This is a genomic window from Streptomyces sp. NPDC050619 (genome assembly GCF_040654815.1).
Taxonomy (GTDB): Bacteria; Actinomycetota; Actinomycetes; order Streptomycetales; family Streptomycetaceae; genus Streptomyces.
On the sequence record NZ_JBFAIR010000036.1, the window covers coordinates 80,917 to 100,889 of the forward strand.

At 70.5% G+C, this 19,973-nt stretch carries 15 protein-coding genes and 2 pseudogenes; 10 read left to right on the forward strand and 7 right to left on the reverse strand.

Features of this window, described 5'->3' with window-relative positions; all coding sequences use genetic code 11:
• The first annotated feature begins 34 nt into the window (after positions 1 to 34).
• Positions 35 to 547 carry a GNAT family N-acetyltransferase gene (locus AB0I77_RS41470; RefSeq protein WP_363288017.1) on the forward strand — a complete coding sequence of 171 codons (513 nt, stop codon included), beginning with the start codon at positions 35 to 37 and terminating at the stop codon, positions 545 to 547.
• Here AB0I77_RS41470 and AB0I77_RS41475 read toward each other — a convergent pair.
• Together AB0I77_RS41475 and AB0I77_RS41480 are read right to left on the reverse strand one after the other, a co-directional pair.
• On the reverse strand, positions 544 to 2,142 hold the full coding sequence (locus tag AB0I77_RS41475; RefSeq protein WP_363288018.1) for an AMP-binding protein: 1,599 nt from the start codon (positions 2,140 to 2,142) through the stop codon (positions 544 to 546). The two genes, AB0I77_RS41470 and AB0I77_RS41475, sit on opposite strands and share 4 nt — an antisense overlap.
• A complete protein-coding gene (locus tag AB0I77_RS41480; protein ID WP_363288019.1) occupies positions 2,139 to 3,809 on the reverse strand; it encodes an AMP-binding protein in 1,671 nt (556 codons plus the stop codon). The genes AB0I77_RS41475 and AB0I77_RS41480 overlap by 4 nt, the downstream gene beginning before the upstream one ends.
• Before the next feature lie 114 nt (positions 3,810 to 3,923).
• Here AB0I77_RS41480 and AB0I77_RS41485 point away from each other — a divergent pair, with 114 nt between their 5' ends.
• The 3 genes from AB0I77_RS41485 (at position 3,924) to AB0I77_RS41495 (ending at position 8,772) form a co-directional block, all read left to right on the forward strand.
• Entirely contained in the window at positions 3,924 to 4,769 is an 846-nt protein-coding gene (locus AB0I77_RS41485; protein ID WP_363288020.1) for a LuxR C-terminal-related transcriptional regulator, read from the forward strand.
• Between the two features lie 161 nt (positions 4,770 to 4,930).
• On the forward strand, positions 4,931 to 7,744 hold the full coding sequence (locus AB0I77_RS41490) for an AAA family ATPase (RefSeq protein ID WP_363288021.1): 2,814 nt from the start codon (positions 4,931 to 4,933) through the stop codon (positions 7,742 to 7,744).
• Positions 7,745 to 7,965: 221 nt separating this feature from the next.
• Positions 7,966 to 8,772 carry a serine protease gene (locus tag AB0I77_RS41495; protein WP_363288022.1) on the forward strand — a complete coding sequence of 269 codons (807 nt, stop codon included), beginning with the start codon at positions 7,966 to 7,968 and terminating at the stop codon, positions 8,770 to 8,772.
• A 130-nt stretch (positions 8,773 to 8,902) separates the two neighbouring features.
• On the opposite strand, the gene dmpI is transcribed toward AB0I77_RS41495, so the two are convergent.
• Both dmpI and AB0I77_RS41505 read right to left on the reverse strand, forming a co-directional pair.
• Positions 8,903 to 9,085 carry a 4-oxalocrotonate tautomerase DmpI gene (gene dmpI, locus AB0I77_RS41500; protein ID WP_363288023.1) on the reverse strand — a complete coding sequence of 61 codons (183 nt, stop codon included), beginning with the start codon at positions 9,083 to 9,085 and terminating at the stop codon, positions 8,903 to 8,905.
• Positions 9,086 to 9,284: 199 nt separating this feature from the next.
• Positions 9,285 to 10,151 (reverse strand): LysR family transcriptional regulator, encoded by an 867-nt coding sequence (locus AB0I77_RS41505; RefSeq protein ID WP_363288024.1) that lies wholly within the window; start codon positions 10,149 to 10,151, stop codon positions 9,285 to 9,287.
• A gap of 53 nt (positions 10,152 to 10,204) precedes the next feature.
• Between AB0I77_RS41505 and AB0I77_RS41510 the strand changes: the two genes are divergently transcribed.
• A complete protein-coding gene (locus AB0I77_RS41510; protein WP_363288025.1) occupies positions 10,205 to 10,852 on the forward strand; it encodes a LysE family translocator in 648 nt (215 codons plus the stop codon).
• Positions 10,853 to 10,856: 4 nt separating this feature from the next.
• Here the strand turns inward: AB0I77_RS41510 and AB0I77_RS41515 are convergent, their stop codons facing one another.
• The gene (locus AB0I77_RS41515; RefSeq protein WP_363288026.1) at positions 10,857 to 11,960 is read right to left on the reverse strand and encodes a winged helix DNA-binding domain-containing protein; all 1,104 of its coding nucleotides are present in this window, start codon (positions 11,958 to 11,960) and stop codon (positions 10,857 to 10,859) included.
• Between the two features lie 120 nt (positions 11,961 to 12,080).
• Here AB0I77_RS41515 and AB0I77_RS41520 point away from each other — a divergent pair, with 120 nt between their 5' ends.
• Positions 12,081 to 13,253, forward strand: coding sequence for a magnesium and cobalt transport protein CorA (locus AB0I77_RS41520; RefSeq protein ID WP_363288048.1), 1,173 nt, complete (start codon positions 12,081 to 12,083; stop codon positions 13,251 to 13,253).
• Positions 13,254 to 13,539: 286 nt separating this feature from the next.
• Here AB0I77_RS41520 and AB0I77_RS41525 read toward each other — a convergent pair whose 3' ends face one another.
• Entirely contained in the window at positions 13,540 to 14,766 is a 1,227-nt protein-coding gene (locus AB0I77_RS41525; protein WP_363288027.1) for a site-specific integrase, read from the reverse strand.
• Between the two features lie 643 nt (positions 14,767 to 15,409).
• Positions 15,410 to 15,991 carry a tyrosine-type recombinase/integrase gene (locus AB0I77_RS41530; protein WP_363288028.1) on the reverse strand — a complete coding sequence of 194 codons (582 nt, stop codon included), beginning with the start codon at positions 15,989 to 15,991 and terminating at the stop codon, positions 15,410 to 15,412.
• Between the two features lie 317 nt (positions 15,992 to 16,308).
• Here AB0I77_RS41530 and AB0I77_RS41535 point away from each other — a divergent pair.
• From AB0I77_RS41535 to AB0I77_RS41550, 4 genes and pseudogenes are all read left to right on the forward strand, one after another.
• A pseudogene (locus AB0I77_RS41535) lies at positions 16,309 to 16,517 on the forward strand (Scr1 family TA system antitoxin-like transcriptional regulator); the annotation flags it as partial.
• A gap of 289 nt (positions 16,518 to 16,806) precedes the next feature.
• The gene (locus AB0I77_RS41540; protein WP_363288049.1) at positions 16,807 to 17,415 is read left to right on the forward strand and encodes a hypothetical protein; all 609 of its coding nucleotides are present in this window, start codon (positions 16,807 to 16,809) and stop codon (positions 17,413 to 17,415) included.
• Positions 17,416 to 17,781: 366 nt separating this feature from the next.
• Positions 17,782 to 18,366 carry a hypothetical protein gene (locus AB0I77_RS41545; protein WP_363288029.1) on the forward strand — a complete coding sequence of 195 codons (585 nt, stop codon included), beginning with the start codon at positions 17,782 to 17,784 and terminating at the stop codon, positions 18,364 to 18,366.
• A gap of 59 nt (positions 18,367 to 18,425) precedes the next feature.
• A pseudogene (locus tag AB0I77_RS41550) lies at positions 18,426 to 19,965 on the forward strand (ISKra4 family transposase).
• The last annotated feature ends 8 nt before the right edge of the window (positions 19,966 to 19,973 follow it).

Genomic DNA, 19,973 nt, shown 5'->3' on the forward strand with positions numbered 1-19,973 from the left:
GCCCCGGGCACCTGCGGTGCCGGACACTCGGCGGATGCGCATCCGTCCCGCCACCGCCGGCGAGCTTCCGCTCCTCCAGGACATCGAACGCGCCGCCGGCGCCCCCTTCCGCGACCTCGGCATGGCGGAGATCGCCGAGCACGAGCCGCCCGCCCCGGACGTCCTGGAGCGCTACCGGCGCACGGGCCGCCTCTGGGTCGCGGCCGACGACCGCGACCTGCCGGTCGCCTATCTGATCTGCGAACCCGTCGACGGCGCCCTCCACGTCGAACAGGTCTCGGTCCACCCCGACGCCGCCCGCCGGGGCGTGGGCCGCACCCTCCTCGCCTTCGCCGCCGACCGCGCGCGCGAGGAGGGCCTGGCCGGTCTCACCCTCACCACCTTCACGGAGGTGCCGTGGAACGCGCCGTACTACACACGCCTCGGCTTCCGCGTGCTGGACGAGGCCGAACTCACCCCCGGACTGCGCGGCATCCGCGCCGCCGAGGCCGAGCACGGGCTCGACCGGTGGCCACGGGTGTGCATGCGCAGGGACATGCTGGGCTAACCGGTCGTGTACTTCTCCCGCAGCTCGATTTTCCGCACCTTCCCCGACACCGTCATCGGGAAGGAGTCGAGGATCCGCAGCCCGCTCGGGATCTTGTAGTGGGCCAACCGCCCCTCGCAGAAGGCGCGCAGCTCCTCCAGCGTCGGCGCCTCGGCCGGGTCGCGCGGGATGACGCAGGCGAGGACCTCCTCGCCGTAGCGCTCGTGCGGTACGCCGACGACCTGGACGTCCGCGATCTTCGGGTGGGCGTAGAGGAACTCCTCGATCTCGCGCGGGTAGATGTTCTCGCCGCCCCGGATGATCATGTCCTTGATGCGGCCGACGATCTCGACGTATCCGTCCTCGCGCATCATGGCCAGGTCCCCGGTGTGCATCCAGCGGCCGGGGTCGACGGCCTCGGCGGTCTTCTCGGGTTCGTTCCAGTAGCCGAGCATCACGCTGTACCCGCGGGTGCACAACTCGCCTGCCACGCCCCGGGGTTGGGTCACTCCGGTGGCCGGGTCGACGACCTTCACCTCGATGTGCGGCAGGACACGCCCGACCGTGGCCGTGCGGTGCTCCAGGTCGTCGTCCCGCCGCGTCTGGAGTGACACCGGGGAGGTCTCGGTCATGCCGTAGCAGATGGCGACCTCCTCCATGTGCATCTCGGCGACCACCCGCTTCATCACCTCCACCGGACAGGGCGAGCCCGCCATGATGCCGGTGCGCAGGCAGGACACGTCGTACGTGGCGAAGTCGGGGAGGTTCAACTCCGCGATGAACATGGTCGGGACGCCGTACAGGGAGGTGCAGCGCTCCCGCTGGACGGCCTCCAGGGTGGCCTTCGGGTCGAAGGACGGGGCCGGAATGACGATGCAGGCGCCGTGCGAGGTCGCGGCCAGATTGCCCATCACCATGCCGAAGCAGTGGTAGAAGGGCACCGGGACGCAGATCCGGTCCTGCTCGGTGTAGGCGATCAACTCGCCCACGAAATAGCCGTTGTTGAGAATGTTGTGGTGGGAGAGCGTGGCTCCCTTGGGGAAGCCCGTCGTGCCCGAGGTGTACTGGATGTTGATCGGGTCGTCGCAGGACAGGTCCTCGTACGGGCCGGGGGTCCCGCGCCCGATCAGCGCATCCCAGCTCGGGTCGCCGATGTACACGGTCTCGCGCAACTCGGGGCACCTGCCCCGCACTTGCTCGACCATGGCCCGGTAGTCGCTGGTCTTGTGGCTGACGGAGGCGAAGAGGAGTGAGATCCCGGCCTGCTTGAGGACGTACTCGACCTCGTGGGTGCGGTAGGCCGGGTTGATGTTCACCATGATCGCGCCGATGCGGGCGGTGGCGTACTGGACGAGCATCCACTCGGGGCAGTTGACCGCCCAGATGCCCACCCGGTCGCCCTTGGCGACTCCGGCCGCGAGCAGGGCGTACGCCAACCGCTCGACGTCCGCGCCGAACCGGGCGTACGTCCAGCGCCGCCCGGAGGGCACGTCGACGAGCGCCTCGCGGTCCGGCCAGGCGGCCACCGCCCGGTCCAGGTTGGCCCCGATGGTGTCGCCGAGCAGGGTCGTCCCGCTCGTGCCGTGCGTGTACGACAGTTCGCTCACCGGACTCATCGGAAGTCCTCCTCGCGGTACTCGGCGTCCGAGCCGGCCGCCGTGGCCTCGCGCAGCTCGATGCGGCGGATCTTGCCGGAGACGGTCTTGGGCAGGGCACCGAACTCCAGGCGGCGGACGCGCTTGTAGGGCGCGAGGACGTCCCGGGAGTGCTCGAACAGCACCTTCGCGGTGTCGGGTCCGGGCTCCCAGCCCTCGGCGAGGACGACATACGCCTTGGGCACGGCCAGCCGCAGTTCGTCGGGTGCGGGCACGACGGCCGCCTCGGCGACCGCCTCGTGCTCCAGCAGGGCGCTCTCCAGCTCGAAGGGACTGATCTTGTAGTCGGAGGCCTTGAAGACGTCGTCGGCGCGCCCGACATAGGTGATGTATCCGTCTTCGTCCCGGGAGCCGATGTCGCCCGTCCGGTAGTAGTTGCCGGCCATCGCCTCCGCCGTACGGTCGGGGTCGCCGTGGTAGCCGGTCATCAGGCCGACCGGCCGCGTGGACAGGTCGAGCGCGATCTCGCCCTCGTCCGCGCCCGGCGCACCCGACACCGGGTCGAGGAGCGCCACCCGGTAGCCGGGGCTGGGGCGGCCCATGGAGCCGGTCTTCAGGGGCTGGCCGGGGCTGTTGGAGACCTGGACAGCGGTCTCGGTCTGGCCGAAGCCGTCGCGGATGGTCACGCCCCAGGCCCGGCGGACCTGTTCGATGACCTCGGGGTTCAGCGGCTCGCCGGCGGCCAGGGCCTCGCGCGGCGGAGTGCGCAGTTGGGTCAGGTCGGCCTGGATGAGCATGCGCCAGACGGTCGGCGGGGCGCAGAAGGTCGTCACGCCCGCGCGGTCCATCTCCGCCATCAGGCGGCCCGGGTCGAAGCGCGTGTAGTTGTGGAGGAAGACGGTCGCCTCCGCGTTCCACGGCGCGAACAGGTTGGACCAGGCGTGCTTGGCCCAGCCCGGCGAGGAGATGTTCAGGTGCACGTCACCGGGCTTGAGGCCGATCCAGTACATGGTCGCCAGGTGGCCGATCGGGTAGGACGCGTGGGTGTGCTCGACGAGCTTGGGGCGGGCCGTCGTACCGGAGGTGAAGTAGAGCATCAGCGGGTCGTCCGCGTGGGTCGGCCCGGCGGGCAGGAAGGTCGCGTCCGCCTCGTACATGTCGTCGTACGCCAGCCAGCCCTCGGTGGCGTCGCCGACCGCGATGCGGGTGTAGTCGCCGGGCACGTCGGCGAACTTGCCGGTGTCCTCCGCGCGCACGATCACGTGCCGGACCCGGCCGCGCTCGACCCGGTCGCGCAGGTCGGCCGGGCCGAGCAGCGGGGTGGCCGGGATGACGACGGCGCGCAGCTTCATCGCGGCCAGCGCCACCTGCCACAGCTCCACCTGGTTGCCGAGCATGACCAGGATGCGGTCCTCGGCGCCGACGCCCTGCTCGCGCAGCCAGTTCGCCGCCTGGTCGGAGTGGACGGACATCTCCCCGAAGGAGATCCGGGTCTCCCGGCCGTCCTCCTCGACGATGTGCAGCGCGGTGCGGGCGTTCCCGTGCGCGATGTCGTCGAACCAGTCGAGCGCCCAGTTGAAGTACTGGGGGCGCGGCCAGGTGAAGCCCTCGTAGGCCGTGGCGTAGTCCTCGCGGTGTTCCAGCAGGAAGTCCCGCGCCCCGCGGAAGAGCTCCGTCTGAGTCGTCATGTGTCCTCCTTGGTGCCGGACCATTGCCGGGCGGCTCTCTGCCATCGTGTAATCCCTGATGCAGGTCTCACTACCCCCGAACGGGGGTGAGCGCCGCGATGAAGGGGCGAACAGGTGACGGGTGACAGTGGCGGGGCGGTGGAGATCCGTGGTGCGCTGCTACGGCTGCGGCGCACGACCGGGCTTCCGGTCGCCTTCGGCGGCCTGCTGGAGGGCGGCCGGCGGCAGATACGCATCAGAGAACTGAACGGCACGGCCACGCCCGCCCTCAGCGCGCTCGCGGTGACCTCCGGCAACGGACTCGGCGGCAAGGCGGTCACCCTCGCCCGCCCGTGCGCCGTGACGGACTACTCCTGCTCGCGGCAGATCAGCCACGAGTACGATGCCGCCGTCGCCGCGGAGGGACTGCGGTCGGTGGTGGCGGTGCCCGTCGTCGTACGGCGCCGGGTGCGCGGCGTGTTGTACGGCGCCCTGCGGGACGCCCGGCCGCTGGGCGACCGCGTGTTCAGTGCGGCGGTGGACGCCGCGCGGGACGTGGAACAGGCGCTGGTCGCGCAGGACGAGGCACGGGAACTGCTCGCGGCGACGCGGGTGGAGCCCTCCTCGGCCCGCTCGGCCCCCGCGGACCGCTCCGCGTGGGAGCAGGTCCGGGAAGCGCACGCGGCGCTGCGGGCGCTGGCACCCCGGATCACCGACGAGGCGTTGCGGGCCGAACTTCTGGACGCGTGCGGGCTGCTGACCTCGGGCGCCCTGCCGTCGGAAGGGGTGAGTCTGGCGCCCCGTGAGGTCGATGTGCTGGCGTGCGCCGCCGCGGGCGCGACGAACGCCGGTGCGGCGCAGCGGCTGGGGGTCACCGCCGAGACGGTCAAGGGGTATCTCCGGTCAGCCATGCGGAAGCTCGGCGCGCATACGCGGGGCGAGGCGGTCGTCGCCGCGCGCCGGGCGGGGTGGTTGCCGTAGGCCCTGGCCCGGGGGCTGTTTCGTCGGCGTTCCGTTCATGCTGCGGCGCTTTGAATTTCCGCATACTTCCCGGCTCTGTTATTTCCCTCACCGCGCTGACCGACCGAATTCCAAAGACCGTTGCCTAATATTGGCCAGGACACGACACAGGGAGGGGAGCGGTGACCGTGCGAGGGGACTTCGAGGAGCCTGCCAGACGCCGCCCCGACCTGGTGATCGGCAGGGAGGAGCTGTTCACCGCGGCCCGTGAGCGGCTCGTCGCGGGCGGCAGCGTGCTGCTCCACGGCCCCGCCGGAATAGGAAAGTCGACCGTTCTGCGGACATTGACCGCGCAATACGCCGGCACGGCCCGCACCGTCCTGCGCTGCTCGGCCACGGAGTCGGAATCCCACCTCCCCTTCCTGGCGCTCGCCGACCTCCTCGGGCTGGTCGTGGACCAGGTGTCCGGCCGGCTGCCCGCCGCCCAGCGCACCGCCCTGGAGTCGGCGCTCACCGGCCGGGGCGAGTCCACCCTCCAGCGCGACGGGCTGGCACTGCGCCTGGCCGTCCTGTCCACGCTGCGCGCGCTCGCCGCCGAGGGCCCCGTCCTGATCGTCGCGGACGACCTCCAGTGGCTGGATTCCGCGAGCGCGGAGCTCCTCGGCTTCGCCGCCCGCCGCCTCGGCGACACCCCCGTCCAACTGCTCTGCGCGGCGCGGACCGAGGGGCAGGACTACGACCGTCATCTACGCGCGTTGCCCCCGGACAGTCTCACGGTCCGCCTCAGCCCGCTCTCCCGGGCCCAGGTGTCCGAGCTGCTGGACCACCGCGGCTACCCCGGCCTGCCGCGCTCGACCGTCCGGGACATCCACCGCACCAGCGGCGGCAACCCCCTGTTCGCCCTCGAACTGGGCCGCGCGCTGGCCGAGAACCCAACCCCGCCCCGGCCGGGCGAACCGCTGCACGTGCCCACCTCGCTGCGGGCCCTGGTGCTCAACCGGCTGGAGATGCTGTCGGACGAGGCCCGCCGCACCCTCCTGGTGGCGAGCGCCGGCGCCCGCCCCACCCTGACCCTGCTGCACGCGGCCGGCCGGGACAACGCCGAGGCCGAGACCGCCCAGGCGGCCGAACTCGGGCTGCTGGCGACGGAGTCGGAGGGCCCCGCCGTACGGTTCGCGCATCCGCTGATCTCCGCCGCGCTGTACGCGGAGGCGCCGGCGCAGGAACGGCGGGCCGCGCATGCCGCGCTGTCCACGGCGGCCTCCGATCCCATCGAGCGGGCCCGGCACCTGGCTCTCGCGAGCAGCGGCACCGACCCGGAGGTGGCGGCCCGGCTGGCGGAGGCCGCCGCCCTGGCCCGGGACCGCGGGGCGCCCTCGGTGGCCGCGTCGCTGGGACTGCTCGCGGCCCGGCACACTCCGGCCGACGGCGTGCCGGGCGCGGACGAGAGGCGGTTGCAGGCCGCCGCGGACGCGATCACCGCCGGCGAGGTGGATCTCGCCCGGGACATCGCCCACGAGGTGCTGGGCCGGGCCACCGTGCCGGCGGAGCGGGTACGGGCCTGGATGGTGGTGATCGAGTCGGCCGGGCACGCCCTCGGCGACGTCGACGCCGTCTTCCCGCAGGCGCTGGCCGACGCGGGCGAGGACCCGGGACTGCTCGCCCTGGTCCACTACCAACTGGCCTGGCGGGGCCTGGTGGTGGAGGGGAACTTCGCGGAGGGCCGGGAGGAGGCCGCGCACGCGGCTCAGCTGGCCGCCCGGGCCGGCGAGCGGCGCACCGAACTCCTCGCGCTCGCCTTCCAGGCCCAGGCCGAGACCCTGATGGGCCACCCGGACGCCCCCGCGACCATCAAACGGGCGCTCAAGGAGCCCCAGGACCCGCAGGTGGCGTGTCATCACAACGGTCCCGGTCTGGCCCGTTTCCGCTGGCTGCTGATGAGCGACCAGCTGGCCGAGGCCCGCCGCACCGTCACCGCGCTGCTGCGCGAGGTGCGGCGGCGCGGCATGGTCGAGAGCGAGGTGCACTTCCTGCGGCTGCTCGCCGAGACCGAACTGCGTTCCGGGCACTGCGGCCGGGCCCTCGAACTGGCCCGGGAGAGCCTCCGGCTGGCCCGGGACTCCGGCATCGGCGAGGTGGCCGGCGCGCTGCTGACCTCGTTCGCGGAGGCGGCCGGCGGGGACGTGGACCGGGCGCTGGCGCTGGCCCGGGAGGCGGTGGAGCACGCCGAGGTGGACGGCGACCAGATGTACGTCTCCCGCGCCCTGGCCGCCCTCGGCCACGCCCAGTTGGTGGCCGGGGACGCCGAGGGCACCGTCCGCTCCCTGCGCCGGGTGCGGGAGCTGGAGTCCGGGCTCGGCATCACCGACCCGGCGCGTGGCCGCTGGCACGGCGATCTCGCCGAGGCCCTGGTCCGGATCGGCGAGGTCGCCGAGGCGCGGGACCTCATCGAGGTGACCCGCGAGCACGCGCTGCGGCTGGGCCGCGAGAGCGTGCTCGCCGTGGTGGAGCGGGCCGAGGCGCTGGCCCGCGCGGCACACGGCGAACACGAGGCCGCCGTCGGCCAGTTGACGTCGGTGCAGGACCGCCTCGGCAAGATCGGCTACGGCCTGGAGGAGGCACGGGCCGCGTTCGCGCTGGCCGCGCTGCGCACCAGCCGGCCGGGGCCGACGTCGTACGACGAGGCGGCGCGGCTGTTTCGGCGCTGCCGGGCGCTGCCCTGGCTGCGCCAGGTGGAGGCGGCCGTCGTGACACCACCGCCGGCGGAGGCGGCCGTCGTGCCCGGGCCCACGCTCGACGCGCTGGACGGGCTCGCCTCGATGGAGCGTCAAGTCGCCGCGCTCGTCATGGAGGGCGCGACCAACCGGGAGATAGCGGCGCGGCTGTTCATCAGCGTCAAGACGGTCGAGGCGACGCTGACCCGGGTCTACCGCAAGCTGGGGATCCGATCACGGGTGGACATCGTCAGACTGACGGCGGGCCGCCGTACGACATGAGACCCCGCGAGCTTTCCTGCTCCAGGTGGGTTTACCCGGTCCGACCGAGGGTTTTCCCTGCCCAACTCCCCTAGGGGGTTCCCTCATTGGGAAGAGCACGTTCCGGGTTCTAGCTTAAGGACGTGCCGCTCGCCCGGTCACACGGAGGTCGGTCCCGCGACCCCCGTGTCGAACCCCCCACCCGGGCGATCCCCCACCGGCAATTCCCAATGAGGAGACTCATGTTCGGGCTCTACCGCGCCAAGAAGTCCCCCGGCAAGAAGACCGCCGCCATCCTGGCGGCCACCGCTGCCGCCGCCACGACCGTGCTGATCGGCGCCCCCACCGCCGTCGCCGCTCCCCAGCCCATCGTGGGCGGTACGACCACCACGACGACCGCGTACCCCTTCATGATGCAGATCACGGACGCCTCGCAGAACCAGTTCTGCGGCGGCACCCTGGTCTCGCCCACCAAGGTCGTCACCGCGGCCCACTGTATGGTCGGCAGGACCCCGAGCAGCGTCCGCGTGATCGGCGGCAGAACGTACCTCAACGGCACGAACGGCACGGTCAGTCAGGTCAGCAAGATCTGGATCAACCCCGACTACACGGACGCCACCAACGGCGACGACGTGGCCGTGCTGACCCTGTCGACGTCGATGTCGTACACGCCGGCGAAGTACGTCTCCTCCTCGGACACCGGCGTGTACGCGGCCGGCACCACCGCCCGCATCATCGGCTGGGGCACCACCTCCGCGGGCGGCAGCTCCTCCAACCAACTGCGCACCACGACCGTACCGACGGTGTCCGACAGCAGCTGCGCGAGCTCCTACGGCTCCGACTTCGTAGCGAGCGACATGGTGTGCGCCGGATACGACGAGGGCGGCAAAGACACCTGCCAGGGCGACAGCGGCGGCCCCTTCCTCATCGAAGGCGTCCTGGCAGGGATCACTTCTTGGGGCGAGGGCTGTGCCCAGGCGGGTTACCCGGGTATCTACACCCGGCTGACCACCTTCTCCAGCCTCGTGACCACACAGGTCAACTCGTAACCCATCGAGGTCTCCTGAGCACCACTCAGGTGAATACCAGGGGGCGTTGCGGGCCTCCACGAGCGGCCCGCAGCGCCCCCTATCCATGTCGTCTACTCCAGGTCATCTGCTCCGGGTCAGCTACTCCAGGTCACCTGTCGGCGGTGAGCTTCCCGGCGGCGCCCCAGCTGTCGGCGGGGACCTCGTGGATCCAGACCTGCACGGTCTCGGCCGGGATCTTGTACGCGTCGACGAAGGCGTCGGTGACCCGCTTGACCAGGTCCCGCTTGAGCTCGGTGTCGCGCGGGCCCTGCTGGATCGTGACGATGGGCATGACTGAACTCCCTTGTGCGGTGCTTGTGTAGGGCTTGTGCGGGGCGGCGGTTGCCGCTCGTTCCCGCACTGGGTCCAGTCCATCGCGCGGGGCGCCCGCGACCAAGAGGCAGCTCGCGACCGCAGCGATCACTTCTCGTGATGGATCAGTTCGCGTGACGGGGGCAGCCTTCGTGACGGGATCAGCCTTCGTGACGGGATCAGCCTTCGTGATCGCCGCAGGCCAGCAGGAGGGTGTCGAGATACGGCGGCGGGGCCGAGGCGCGCACCGCGAGTCCCGTCGACAGCGCGAGGCCGGGCGCGCGGAACGGCACGAAGGCCACCCGGGAGCTGTGCAGCACGCGCGCGTGGGACGCGTACACGACCGTCCACAGCGGCCGGGTGCCGATGGTGGCGAGGGTGTCCTGAAGGGAGCCGCTCACCGGTCCGGGCAACGGCTCGAACCCGGCGCCGTGACAGGCGCCGACGACCAGGTCGACCAGGGCCGGGTTGTTCCGGCGCTCGGTGAGGATCAGCGGCAGTCCGGCCAGCTCCTCGATCCCCACCTCGGGGCGGCCGGCCAGCGGGTGCGTGGCCGGGAGGGCGGCCACCAGGGGGTCGGGCCACAGGGGCAGCACCCGTACCCCCGGCCTCGGCTCGACGGCCCGGACGAACGCGGCGTCGAGGCGCCCGTCCGCGATCCGGGCGAGGCGTTCGGCGGCCGGGAGGGAGAAGAGCTCGACGGGCACGTCCGGCGCGTGCCGTGCGAAGGCGGCGAGCACCCGGTCCAGATGCTCGCCGAGTCCGGTGCTGGTGCCGATCCGCAGCCCCGGCGGCGGGGCGACGGCCGCGCGTGCCCGCTCGGCCGCCGCGAGCACGGCCCGCGCCTCGGGCAGCAGCCGCTCCCCCGCCGCGGTGAGCCGGACGTGCCGCGAGGAGCGGTCGAACAGTTCGGCGCCCAACTCCCGCTCCAGCCGCCGTATCTGCTGGCTGACCGCCGACTGCACGATGTGCAGATGTTCGGCGGCCCGCCCGAAGTGCAGCTCTTCGGCGACCGTCACGAAGTAGGTGAGCTGCCGCAGTTCCATGGCCCGGACTGTAGGCCTCCTGTTTCAATGGCCGCGGAACGGGGGTGACGGACATGGTGTCCACGGACCGCTTGCTGGCCTTCGCGGCCATGTCGCTCCTGGTCGTGATGATCCCGGGACCGAGCGTCCTGTTCGTCATCGGCCGGGCGCTGGCCCACGGCCGCCGGACCGCCGTGGCCACGGCGATCGGCAACGTCTTCGGCTCGTACCTGCTGGTCGTGGCGGTCGCGGTCGGGATCGGCTCGCTGGTCGAGCGGTCGGTGGCCGTCTACACGGCGGTCAAGCTGGCGGGCGCGGCCTATCTGGTGTTCCTGGGCGTGCAGGCGTTGCGGCACCGCGGGCAGCTGAAGGCGTCGGCGATCGGGACGGAGCCGGCCGGGCCGGCCCGGGGCGATGTGCGGACCGTGCTCGACGGTGCGCTGGTCGGGGTGACCAATCCGAAGGGCGTGGTCTTCTTCGCCGCCGTACTGCCCCAGTTCGTGGACCACGCGGCGGGTCAAGTGCCATTGCAGATGCTGTTGTTGGGCCTCGTCCCGATCTCGATCGGCCTGGTCACGGACACCCTGTGGGGCCTGACCGCGTCGGCCGCCCGCACCTGGTTCGCCGGCTCGGACCGCCGGCTGTCGCTGATCGGCGGGGCGGGTGGGTTCACCATGATCGGGCTGGGGGTCACGGTGGCGGTGACGGGGCGGGCGGAGTAGCGGGCTACCGCAGCACAGGGCCGAACCGGAGGTCGTAGGACGTCTGCGGGTGCATCACGGCGAGCATCCGCTCCCCTTCGGCGGCCACCTCGCCCTTCTGCGCCTTGGTGAGCGTGCCGAAGGGCTGGACGACGAGCGTGTCCTGCTCCAGCTTCCACACGCCCGCCAGGAACCCGTCGACGAGGAGCGTGCGGTAGGCCTGGTTGCCCTGCCAGCTGCGGCCCCGGTACTCGGACGGTACGACGCGGGTGCGGTCGGCGTGGGAGAGGAGGAGGTTGTCGAACTCGGGGAGGAAGCGGGGCGGGGCCGGGATGTCCGGGTCGGGGCGGGGCGCGTCCGGGAGGTCGAAGAGTTCGACGCCCCTCTCGTCGCGGAAGGTGACGAGAACGGGGCGGAGGCGTTCGAAGGCCTCGCGCAGGCGGGTCAGGCCGGCCCAGGTCTGCATGTCCTTAACGGAGGCCGGGCCGAAGGCGGCGAGATAGCGCAGGACGGTGGCGTCGGGGGTGGGCGTAGGCTCGGTGGGGCGGCCCAGCCAGTGCTCGGCGGTGGTGAGGACGACCTGGCCGCTGCGGCCCCACAGTCCGCGCGGGGTGATCTGCACGAGGGGCAGCTTGCAGCGGGCGGCGATGGCGAGGGCCTGCGGATCGGCGTCCGGCCACTCGGCGAGCAGGGCATCGCGCAGCTGCTTCATGGTGCGCGGCTCGGCCTCGACGAGGGTGCGGGCGAGCACGGCGAGCCGGTCGAGGTCGACGCCTTCGAGCCCCTTGCGGAAATTGACGAGTTCCCGGTCCCGGGCGGGCTGCACCAGGGGCCGCAGGGTGAGGCAGTCGTCGGCGGTGTGGGTGTGGATGGTCGAGCGCATGGTGACGATACGGACGGCCTCCCGGTCGGCCATCAGCCCGGACAGTTCCCCCGGGGTGAAGCCGTCGAGGCGGGCGGCGAGAGCGTAGTACGGGGGCTTCACGTTCTGCGCCTGGAGCCCGATCAGGTGTTCCACGGCCGCCTTCGCGGACAACGGCGAGCGGCGCAGCAGCAGCTGACGGTCGAGGGTCGCGCGGTTCAGGGCGCGGGTGCCGAGCACGGGGGCCGTCGCGGTCGTCTTCGTCATGCGCAGCACGCTAGCGCCCCGACAGGCAACGTTCGCCCCGTATATCCTGCTCTGTGATCACGCAGATGCCCGCAGATGCAGATGCCCGCAGATGCCGGCTCGAGCGGAGAGGCAGCCATGATGTCCGAGCGACGCGCCCGCCCCGCCTCGAAGAACTCCAGAAAGTCCGTCTGGCGCCGCGCCCTGACCCCGCCGGCCGCGCCGCCGGACCCACCCGGCGCTGACGGGGAGTCGACCTCTTCCGATTCTTCCGATTCTTCCGAGACGGAACCGGCGAGCATCGTCCAGGCGGCGCTGTACCGGGACGGCGTGCGGGTCTCCACGCCGGGTTCGCTCGCGGAGACGTTCCGCGAGCTGCGCGAGCAGCCGTGCGGCATGGCGTGGATCGGCCTGGCCCGCCCGACCGAGAGTGAACTCTTCTCCCTCGCCGCCGAGTTCGACCTGCACCCGCTCGCTGTCGAGGACGCGATGGAGGCCCATCAGCGCCCGAAACTGGAGCGCTACGGCGAGACGCTCTTCGTCGTCCTGCGTGCCGCCCGTTACCTCGACGCCCCGGAGGAGGTCGACTTCGGCGAGCTGCACGTGTTCGTGGGCCCCGACTTCCTGATCACCGTCCGGCATGGCGCGGCGCCGGACCTGTCGGCGGTCCGCCGGCGCATGGAGGAGACGCCCGAGCTGCTGAAACTGGGCCCGGAGGCGGTGCTGTACGCGATCCTGGACGCGGTGGTCGACGGCTACGTGCCGGTGGTCGTCGGCGTCCAGAACGACATCGACGAGATCGAGACCGAGGTCTTCCGCGGCGATCCCGAGGTCTCCCGCCGTATCTACGAACTCTCCCGCGAGATGGTCGAGTTCCAGCGCGCGACCCGCCCCCTGGTCGGCATGCTGCACGGCCTGATGGCCGGCTTCGCCAAGTACGAGACGGACGAAGAACTCCAGCGCTACCTCCGGGACGTCGCCGACCACGTCACCCACACCAGCGAGCGCGTCGACGGCTTCCGCCAGGCCCTCCAGGACATCCTCACGGTGAACGCCACCCTGGTCACGCAGCAGCAGAACGCGGAGATGCGGGCGCTGGCGGAGGCGGGGTTCGAGCAGAACGAGGAGATCAAGAAGATCTCGTCATGGGCGGCGATCCTGTTCGCTCCGACGCTGGTCGGGACGGTCTACGGCATGAACTTCGACCACATGCCGGAGTTGCACTGGGTACTCGGATACCCCTTCGCGATCACCCTGATGGCGGTTGTTTGCACCAGTTTGTACGTCATCTTCAAGAGGCGCGACTGGCTCTGAGTAGTCGGCTCGCAAGCGTCGGCACACCGGGCCCGACGGCGCGAACATGGCTGCCACAGGCACCGTTCAAGCCGCTGGGGAGAATCTGGGGAGAATGAAACGCGCCTCGCTTCGGCCGACCTCCCCCATCGCGAGGACTCTGCCTGGATCGCTCCCTCCGCACCATTGACCACCCGGAGCGTTGACAGATACGGAGAGTAAGCAACTTTGCAGGCTACGAAACATCGAGGAGGGGCGCAGCAGCGCCGCGCCCCTCCTGTTCCCACACCATGGGGAATCGTTACTTCTATGCGGTTCCCGGAGTCCGATTGAGCAGGGCGTCGATGGCACCGCGCCCCTTCCCGCCGGCCTCGGGCATGAAGAGGGCGTAGAAGTCCAAGGTGATGGTCGGGCTGGAGTGCCCGAGCCAGCGCGCAAGGGTGACAACGGATTCTCCCGCTTCGAGAATGACCGAGGCGTACGTGTGCCTCAGCACGTGGAAGCCGTCCTTGCGGGACGCCTTCCAGCGCTCGCCCTGCTTCCGCACGGGGATCACACCGGCCGCGCCCAGGGCGGGCTTCCACACGTCGACGTTGAAGATGTTCGCCCGGATCGCGTTGCCGTACGTCGTGGTCAGGATGAGCGGGAACTTCTCCCTCTCCCGGTCGGGCTCCGGACCGCCCCACGGCAGCTCGACCTCGACAGCCGGGTACTCCATGAAGTACTCGGCCAGCGCCGAGGCGACCGAGGAAGGCATATCGACGACGCGAGTCTTGCCGCCCTTCGGGAGCGTGAAGTACAAGCGCCCGTGAAGGAGTTGAACCTGCCGACGGACGCGCAGCAGTCCGCGACGGAAGTCGACGTCCTCCGGTGACAGCCCGAACACCTCGCCCTGTCGCAGTCCGCAGCCCAGGGCAACCACGGCGGCAATGCGATAGCGCGGGTTGACCGAGTCCCGAACCCGCAGCGCGGTCTCCAGCGGCCGGGCTTCCCGCTGGTCGTCAGGCGCCCTGGGCCAACGCACCGACTTGGCCCGCAGCGGGTTGCACACCAACCGCTTGTCGTCGATGGCGGTCTCGAAGATGTTCGAGAGCGTCGAGAGGATCTGTCGCGAGTACCGCGGAGAGAGCTCCCTCACCAGCGTGGCAATGTAGCCCCGCAGTACCGTCGGTGTGATGTCACGCAGGGACACCACCCCGAGATGAGGCCGGATGTGGAGCCGGACCCGCTCGTCGATGCGCTTGACGGTGCCGGGGACGCCCTGGACTCCCGCTTGCCAGTAGCGGACGACGTAGTCCTCCAGGGCGATGGAGCCGTCGCGCGGATCGACGAATTCGCCGCGTTCGCTGTCGGTGCCCGCCTGACGCAGCCATGTCTTGGCGTCTTCGAGCGTGTCGAAGGACTTGTCCCGGACACCAGGGATGCCGGCGACTCGGTACCGGGAGCCCTTGCCGTAGCGGGTCGTGCGTTCGCGCTTGCCGCTGACGGGGTCTTTCTTCTTCTTGATCCAACGGTCTTCGATGTAGCCGGCCAAGCGACCCCTTCGGGTTAGGCGATGAGAGGTGGATCAGCACGCGTTAAGCGCTTGTCTCGTAGTCGGGGCGGGTCTGTGGTGCCGTGTTGAGGGGGTTCAGAGCGGCGTTCGAGCGGGAATCGGCCCGCTCTTGTTCACGGACCCAGACATCCAGAGCCTGAACGCGGTACATGACACGGCCGCGTGGCCCCATCCGGAAACTCGGCGGTCCTTGGCGCCGGTGCCGCCAGACGTAGAGGGTGTGGGGGCGAGAGGCCGAGATACTCGGCCGCGTCCCTCACGTTCAGGAACGCTTGGCGGGTGGTGCTGCCCGCGTCTGGTACTCCGGATCGGTCAGATGACGGGTGTGCAGGCATGGGTGGGTCCTTGCCGGTGAAGGTGGATGAGATCCCGGGGCAGTGGGCCCGGGCCGTCGGGCGGTCCAGGACGAAGGTCAACCAGCCTTGTCAGGGCAGTGGGACCGCGTCACGGAGGGCTCCGACGAGAGGGAGACTGATCACGTGACGGCTTCGTTGGGATGGGGACCATCGGTGCGGAGGAAAATGTGCTGGTGGCGCCCGCGCTCTGAGCAGGAACCTGAACGGGGGGGCGGGAATTACGGCTTGGGCGAGTCCAGAAGGGCCAGGACTGCGGCCAGGTGGCCTCAGTCGGTCTCGACGTCCTCCGCGCGGAAGCAGTGCGGGTAACGCTGCGCCAGCCACCTCGGGGTCACGCCGGCCCACTCGGCAACCGTGACGGGTGAGATGCCCGCCCTCAGCCACTTCGCCAGGCAGGAATCGCGAAGGATGGAGATGGGCTCCCCCAGGCGCCACGAGAACAGCTCGTCCCGCGGAAGGACGGCCTCTTGGGCCTGCTTCCAGATCTGCTTATAGTCGGAAGCCGAGATCGGCCCGCCTCGCATACCGGGAAACAGCAAGTCGTCCTCCTGCAGACCAGCATCGCTGATCCACTCAAGGAGGAACTCGACGGACTGCGGCTGGAGGGGTATCTCCCTCGCCTCCCCATTGCGAAAGACCGTCAACTTATCCCCGTCGCCCTCCGGGAGCACCACGTCACTCACGCGCAGGGCGCGAGCCTCACGTGGGAACAGAGCCTGCTCGGCCACGGTACGCATGAAGGGGTACACCGAGCGATTGGCACCCACGCGCCCATGAATCGACTTGAGCAGCGATCGAACCTGCTCCTCGGAAAGCAACCACTCTTCTTCCATGACTTCGACATACACGGCTTTGAACTCCTCAGGGAAGACGACTGAATGTGCCACGCGGAGATCAGCGCGACAGATTCAATGGTCTGCAGAATCGCCGGTTTGGCTAACCGGCGATCGTCGGCTATGTTGCCGCCCGCCTCCGCGCTCCTGGCATCCAACTGCACACAGGAACAGCCGGCCGCAACCGCACTTCTCCGGACCGCTCTAGGTTTGCTTGCTTCGCCGCGTTGTTCCAGTCCGTTGCGCACCCAATGTGTCTGCCGTGGGCGAATCAGCGCGACCCCAGCAACGGGTGTAGCTCTCCTGTAGGGAGCTTTGCCCAGTCGTAGAGCCCGCAGGCCGTGCTCGCCGCCCAGCTTGACCGGCTTATCGGCGTCATCGGGTTGCACACGGTGGAGCTGCCATCGTGCCGTTCTCCGCTTCACTGAAGCTCGCCCCGGGCCACGGCTTCTGGATGTACGACGAGCGGCTGGTGGTCGTCGAGGACCGCCACGCCGAGCTGTGGCTGGAGGACGCGGGCAGCATCGCCGTCTACACGCGCAGGCGGAGCATGTTCCACGTGCGCGCCCGGCACGTCCTCGATGTCACCTGATCCGGCCGCCCGGTCGAGAGCGCACCCGGTCGGGGCCTGCGCGCACTCCGGTGTGGGTCAAATGACCGTCACACTCCGCCACCGGGCCGGAATACGCTCTGGCATGTCCGGCTGTGTGGCCGGTCATTTCTCGAAACCATCGACTGTTCCGAGCTGCCGTATCGGGCAGCTCTCGTTACCAGTGAGGTAGTAGTAAGTGCACAAGGGACGTATCGTGTTCGCGGCTGCTCTGGCCACCATGGGGCTCGGGCTTTCGGCCTGCTCCAGCGACGAGGGAGGGCCGGTGGCGCAGGATTCGCCGGCGGCATCGGCGGCGTCGGCCCCGGCCTCGTCCGCGCCAGGCAGCGAGAGCCCGGCTGCCGACAGCGGCGACGACAATGCCGCGCCGGTCGAGGGTGACGTCGCCGCGCCGGGCACGGAACTCAAGGTCGGCGACAGGGCTGTCCTGCCCTTCAGGTACACGAGCGAGAAGAAGGGCACCATCGCCGTAACCGTCACGGCGATCGAGAAGGGCGCCGAGGCCGACATGGCCGCCTTCGGTGCGAAGGCGAAGGGAATGACGCCCTACTTCATCAAGATGAAGGTGGAGAACGTCGGCGGCACCGACCTGTCCTACGCGTCGCTGAAGCTGGACGGTGTGCTGGAGGGTGGCACCGGTACGGGCGTCGTACTGTTCGGTGACATCCCGGGCAAGTGCGACCGCGAGAGCGCGCCCACCGAGTTCACCACCAAGGGTGCGTCGTACGAGACCTGCGCGCTCAGCGCCACGAAAAGCTCGCCCATCACCGGCGCCTCGTTCGACGAGGGCGACGCGTACCGCGACAGCCCGGTCGTCTGGACCAACTGAGAATCGGCGCCGGCCTGTACCTCGCCGGCCCGACCGCTGCAGCCGGTCCAGGTCGCCCTCGCCCGGCCGGCCATGTCGTCCGGGCCGATCGCAGCGGCACCCTGACCGCCATGCCGGGCGGCCAGTTGACCGGACACCCGCTCGTCGTGTGGCAGCGGCGGGGGTGTCCACGGTGGCGGCAACTGGCCAGGTCCTGCCCGGCGTCCCACGGCCTAACGTCCCAGCTGTAACACTCGCAGGCAACCAATTAGGGTGCAGATCCGACCAGCCTTCAGGAAAGCGGCACAACCGAAGAAGGGTGTGCCTCTTCTCCAGTGAGATCGCCTTGGTGGGTTGTTGCTGCCGGGGATCGTTTGCCGGATCGTCGTGTCCAGGGTTCGGGGCTGGGAGACGGCGATGGTGTCGTGGCTGGAGGAACTGGAGCGGCGGGAGGCTGCTGCACGGCATCGGATCGCTGAACTGCGTGGGCAGATCGAGGAGTTGAAGGCCCTTCTGGTCGAGGAGGAAGGGGTGGTGCCCCGGCTGGAGATCACGCGGGAGACGATGCCCGAGGTCCTGTCCGCGGACGATGCGGTGACCGGTCCCGAGACCGACGATGACCGTGTGGTGGAGTCGGCGGACGGGCCGGTGGCCGGGGTGGGGTCGCCGGTGGGGGTGCGGCTGGTGCCGGTCTGGTCGGCGGAGTTGGACGCGGGCGTGCTGCCGTCCTCGTACCGGGACATCGTGGAAGTCCTTGGTGACGCGGTGCGTCCGATGCGGGCGCACCAGCTATGCGCCGCGCTCGGGCTGTCGACCGACAAGAACAAGGTGGAGGGGTTGCGTTCGAAGCTGAAACGGCTGGTGGAACGGGACTGGATCGCGGAACTGGAGCCGGGACTGTTCGCCGCGCGGGGCACGCCGATGCCCGCGGGTCGTGCGCCCGGGCAGCCGGGAGATGCGAGTCGGCGCTGACGCGCCGGTGAAGGCGACGGGCTCGCGCTCCTAGCGTCGGAGGCGACGAAACCAGCCCGATGCCGTGGAAGCGAGAGCCCGATGGAACCCAGAGCGCCGCGATAGCTGACCCGTTTGCCCGCGCCGTTTCCTTCTTCACGTCTCTGCTCACCGACTTCGCCCGCCCCGATGCGCTCCGGCTGCCCCACCAGGAGGTGGAGGAGATGGCCGCGGCCGGCGGCCGGGAGGTGGCCCGCCTCCTTTTGCAGGGCCATCTCGACCTGCGCCGAGCGGGAAGAGCGGGCTCTGTCCGTGCTGGACGCGCCCGGCCGGGCCCGGCTCGGCCGTGGGCGCAGGCGCCTGGAGACGGGCCACCAGCGCGAGTTGGCCACGGTGGTCGGGACGGTGACGGTGACCCGGTGCGCGCTGCGCGCCGCAGGGCTGCCCAACCTCTGTCCGGCCGACGCACACCTCGCACTGCCGCGCGAGCGACACAGCCTCGGCCTGCGCCGTCTCGCGGTGCTCGAAGCAGTCCGTGGCTCTTACGACTGCGCGCTTCAAGCAGTCGGCCGGGCCTGCGGCAACGTCGTGGGCAAACGCCAGCTCGAGCACCTCGTGAAGGCCGCCGCCACCGACGTCGCCGCCTTCTACGCCGCCCGCACCCCCGCCCCGGCAAGCGCCTCCACGCTGCTGGTCCTCAGCGTCGACGGCACGGGCATCGTGATGAGGCCCGGGCATCTGCGCACCGACACCGCCCGCGCCGCCCAGCGCGCCCAGCACGTCTTCCGCACCCGGCTGTCCCAGGGCGAGAAGGCGAACCGGAAACGGATGGCGACCCTGGCCTGCGTCTACGACACCGACCCGGCCGTGCGCCGCCCGCACGACGTCATCGCCCCGCCCGGCGGCCGCACCGGAAACCGCCGGCCCGCCCCGGACCCCGGGCCCCACACAAGTGGCTTACCGGCTCCGTCGAGAAGGACCCCGAGACGGTCATAGGCCAAGCTTTCGACCAGGCAGAAGCCCGCGACCCCGAACACCGGCGCGACTGGATCGTCCTGGTCGACGGCGCCCGCCACCAACTCGACCTGATCCAGGCAGAAGCCGCCCGCCCTGACGCAAAGATCCACATCGTCCTCGACATCGCACGTCCTGGAGAAACTCTGGGCCGCCGCCCGCAGCTTCTTCGGCCCCTCTGATCCCGGCGCCGAGGACTGGGTCGCCGCCCACGCCGCCCGCCTCCTCAACGGTGCCACCAACGACACCGTCACCGCCCTGAACGCCGAGGCCGACCACCACAATCTGACCGGCGAGCAGCGCGCCGCCGCGACAAAGCCGTCCGCTACCTGGCCAACAACACCGCCTTCCTCCTACGACCAGGCCCTCGCCCAGGGCTGGCCGATCGGCAGCGGCGCGATCGAGGGAGCAGCCCGGCACCTGGTCGCCGACCACCTCGCGATCACCGGAAGCCGCTGGAGCGTCCCCGGCGCCGAAGCCCTCCTCCAACTCCGCGCGATCATCAGCAACGGCGACTTCACCGCCTACTGGCACTATCACGTGCGTCAGGAACACACACGTCTCTATCCCCGCCCCGACCAGGCCGATTACCGCCTGACGGCCTGAACGATCTC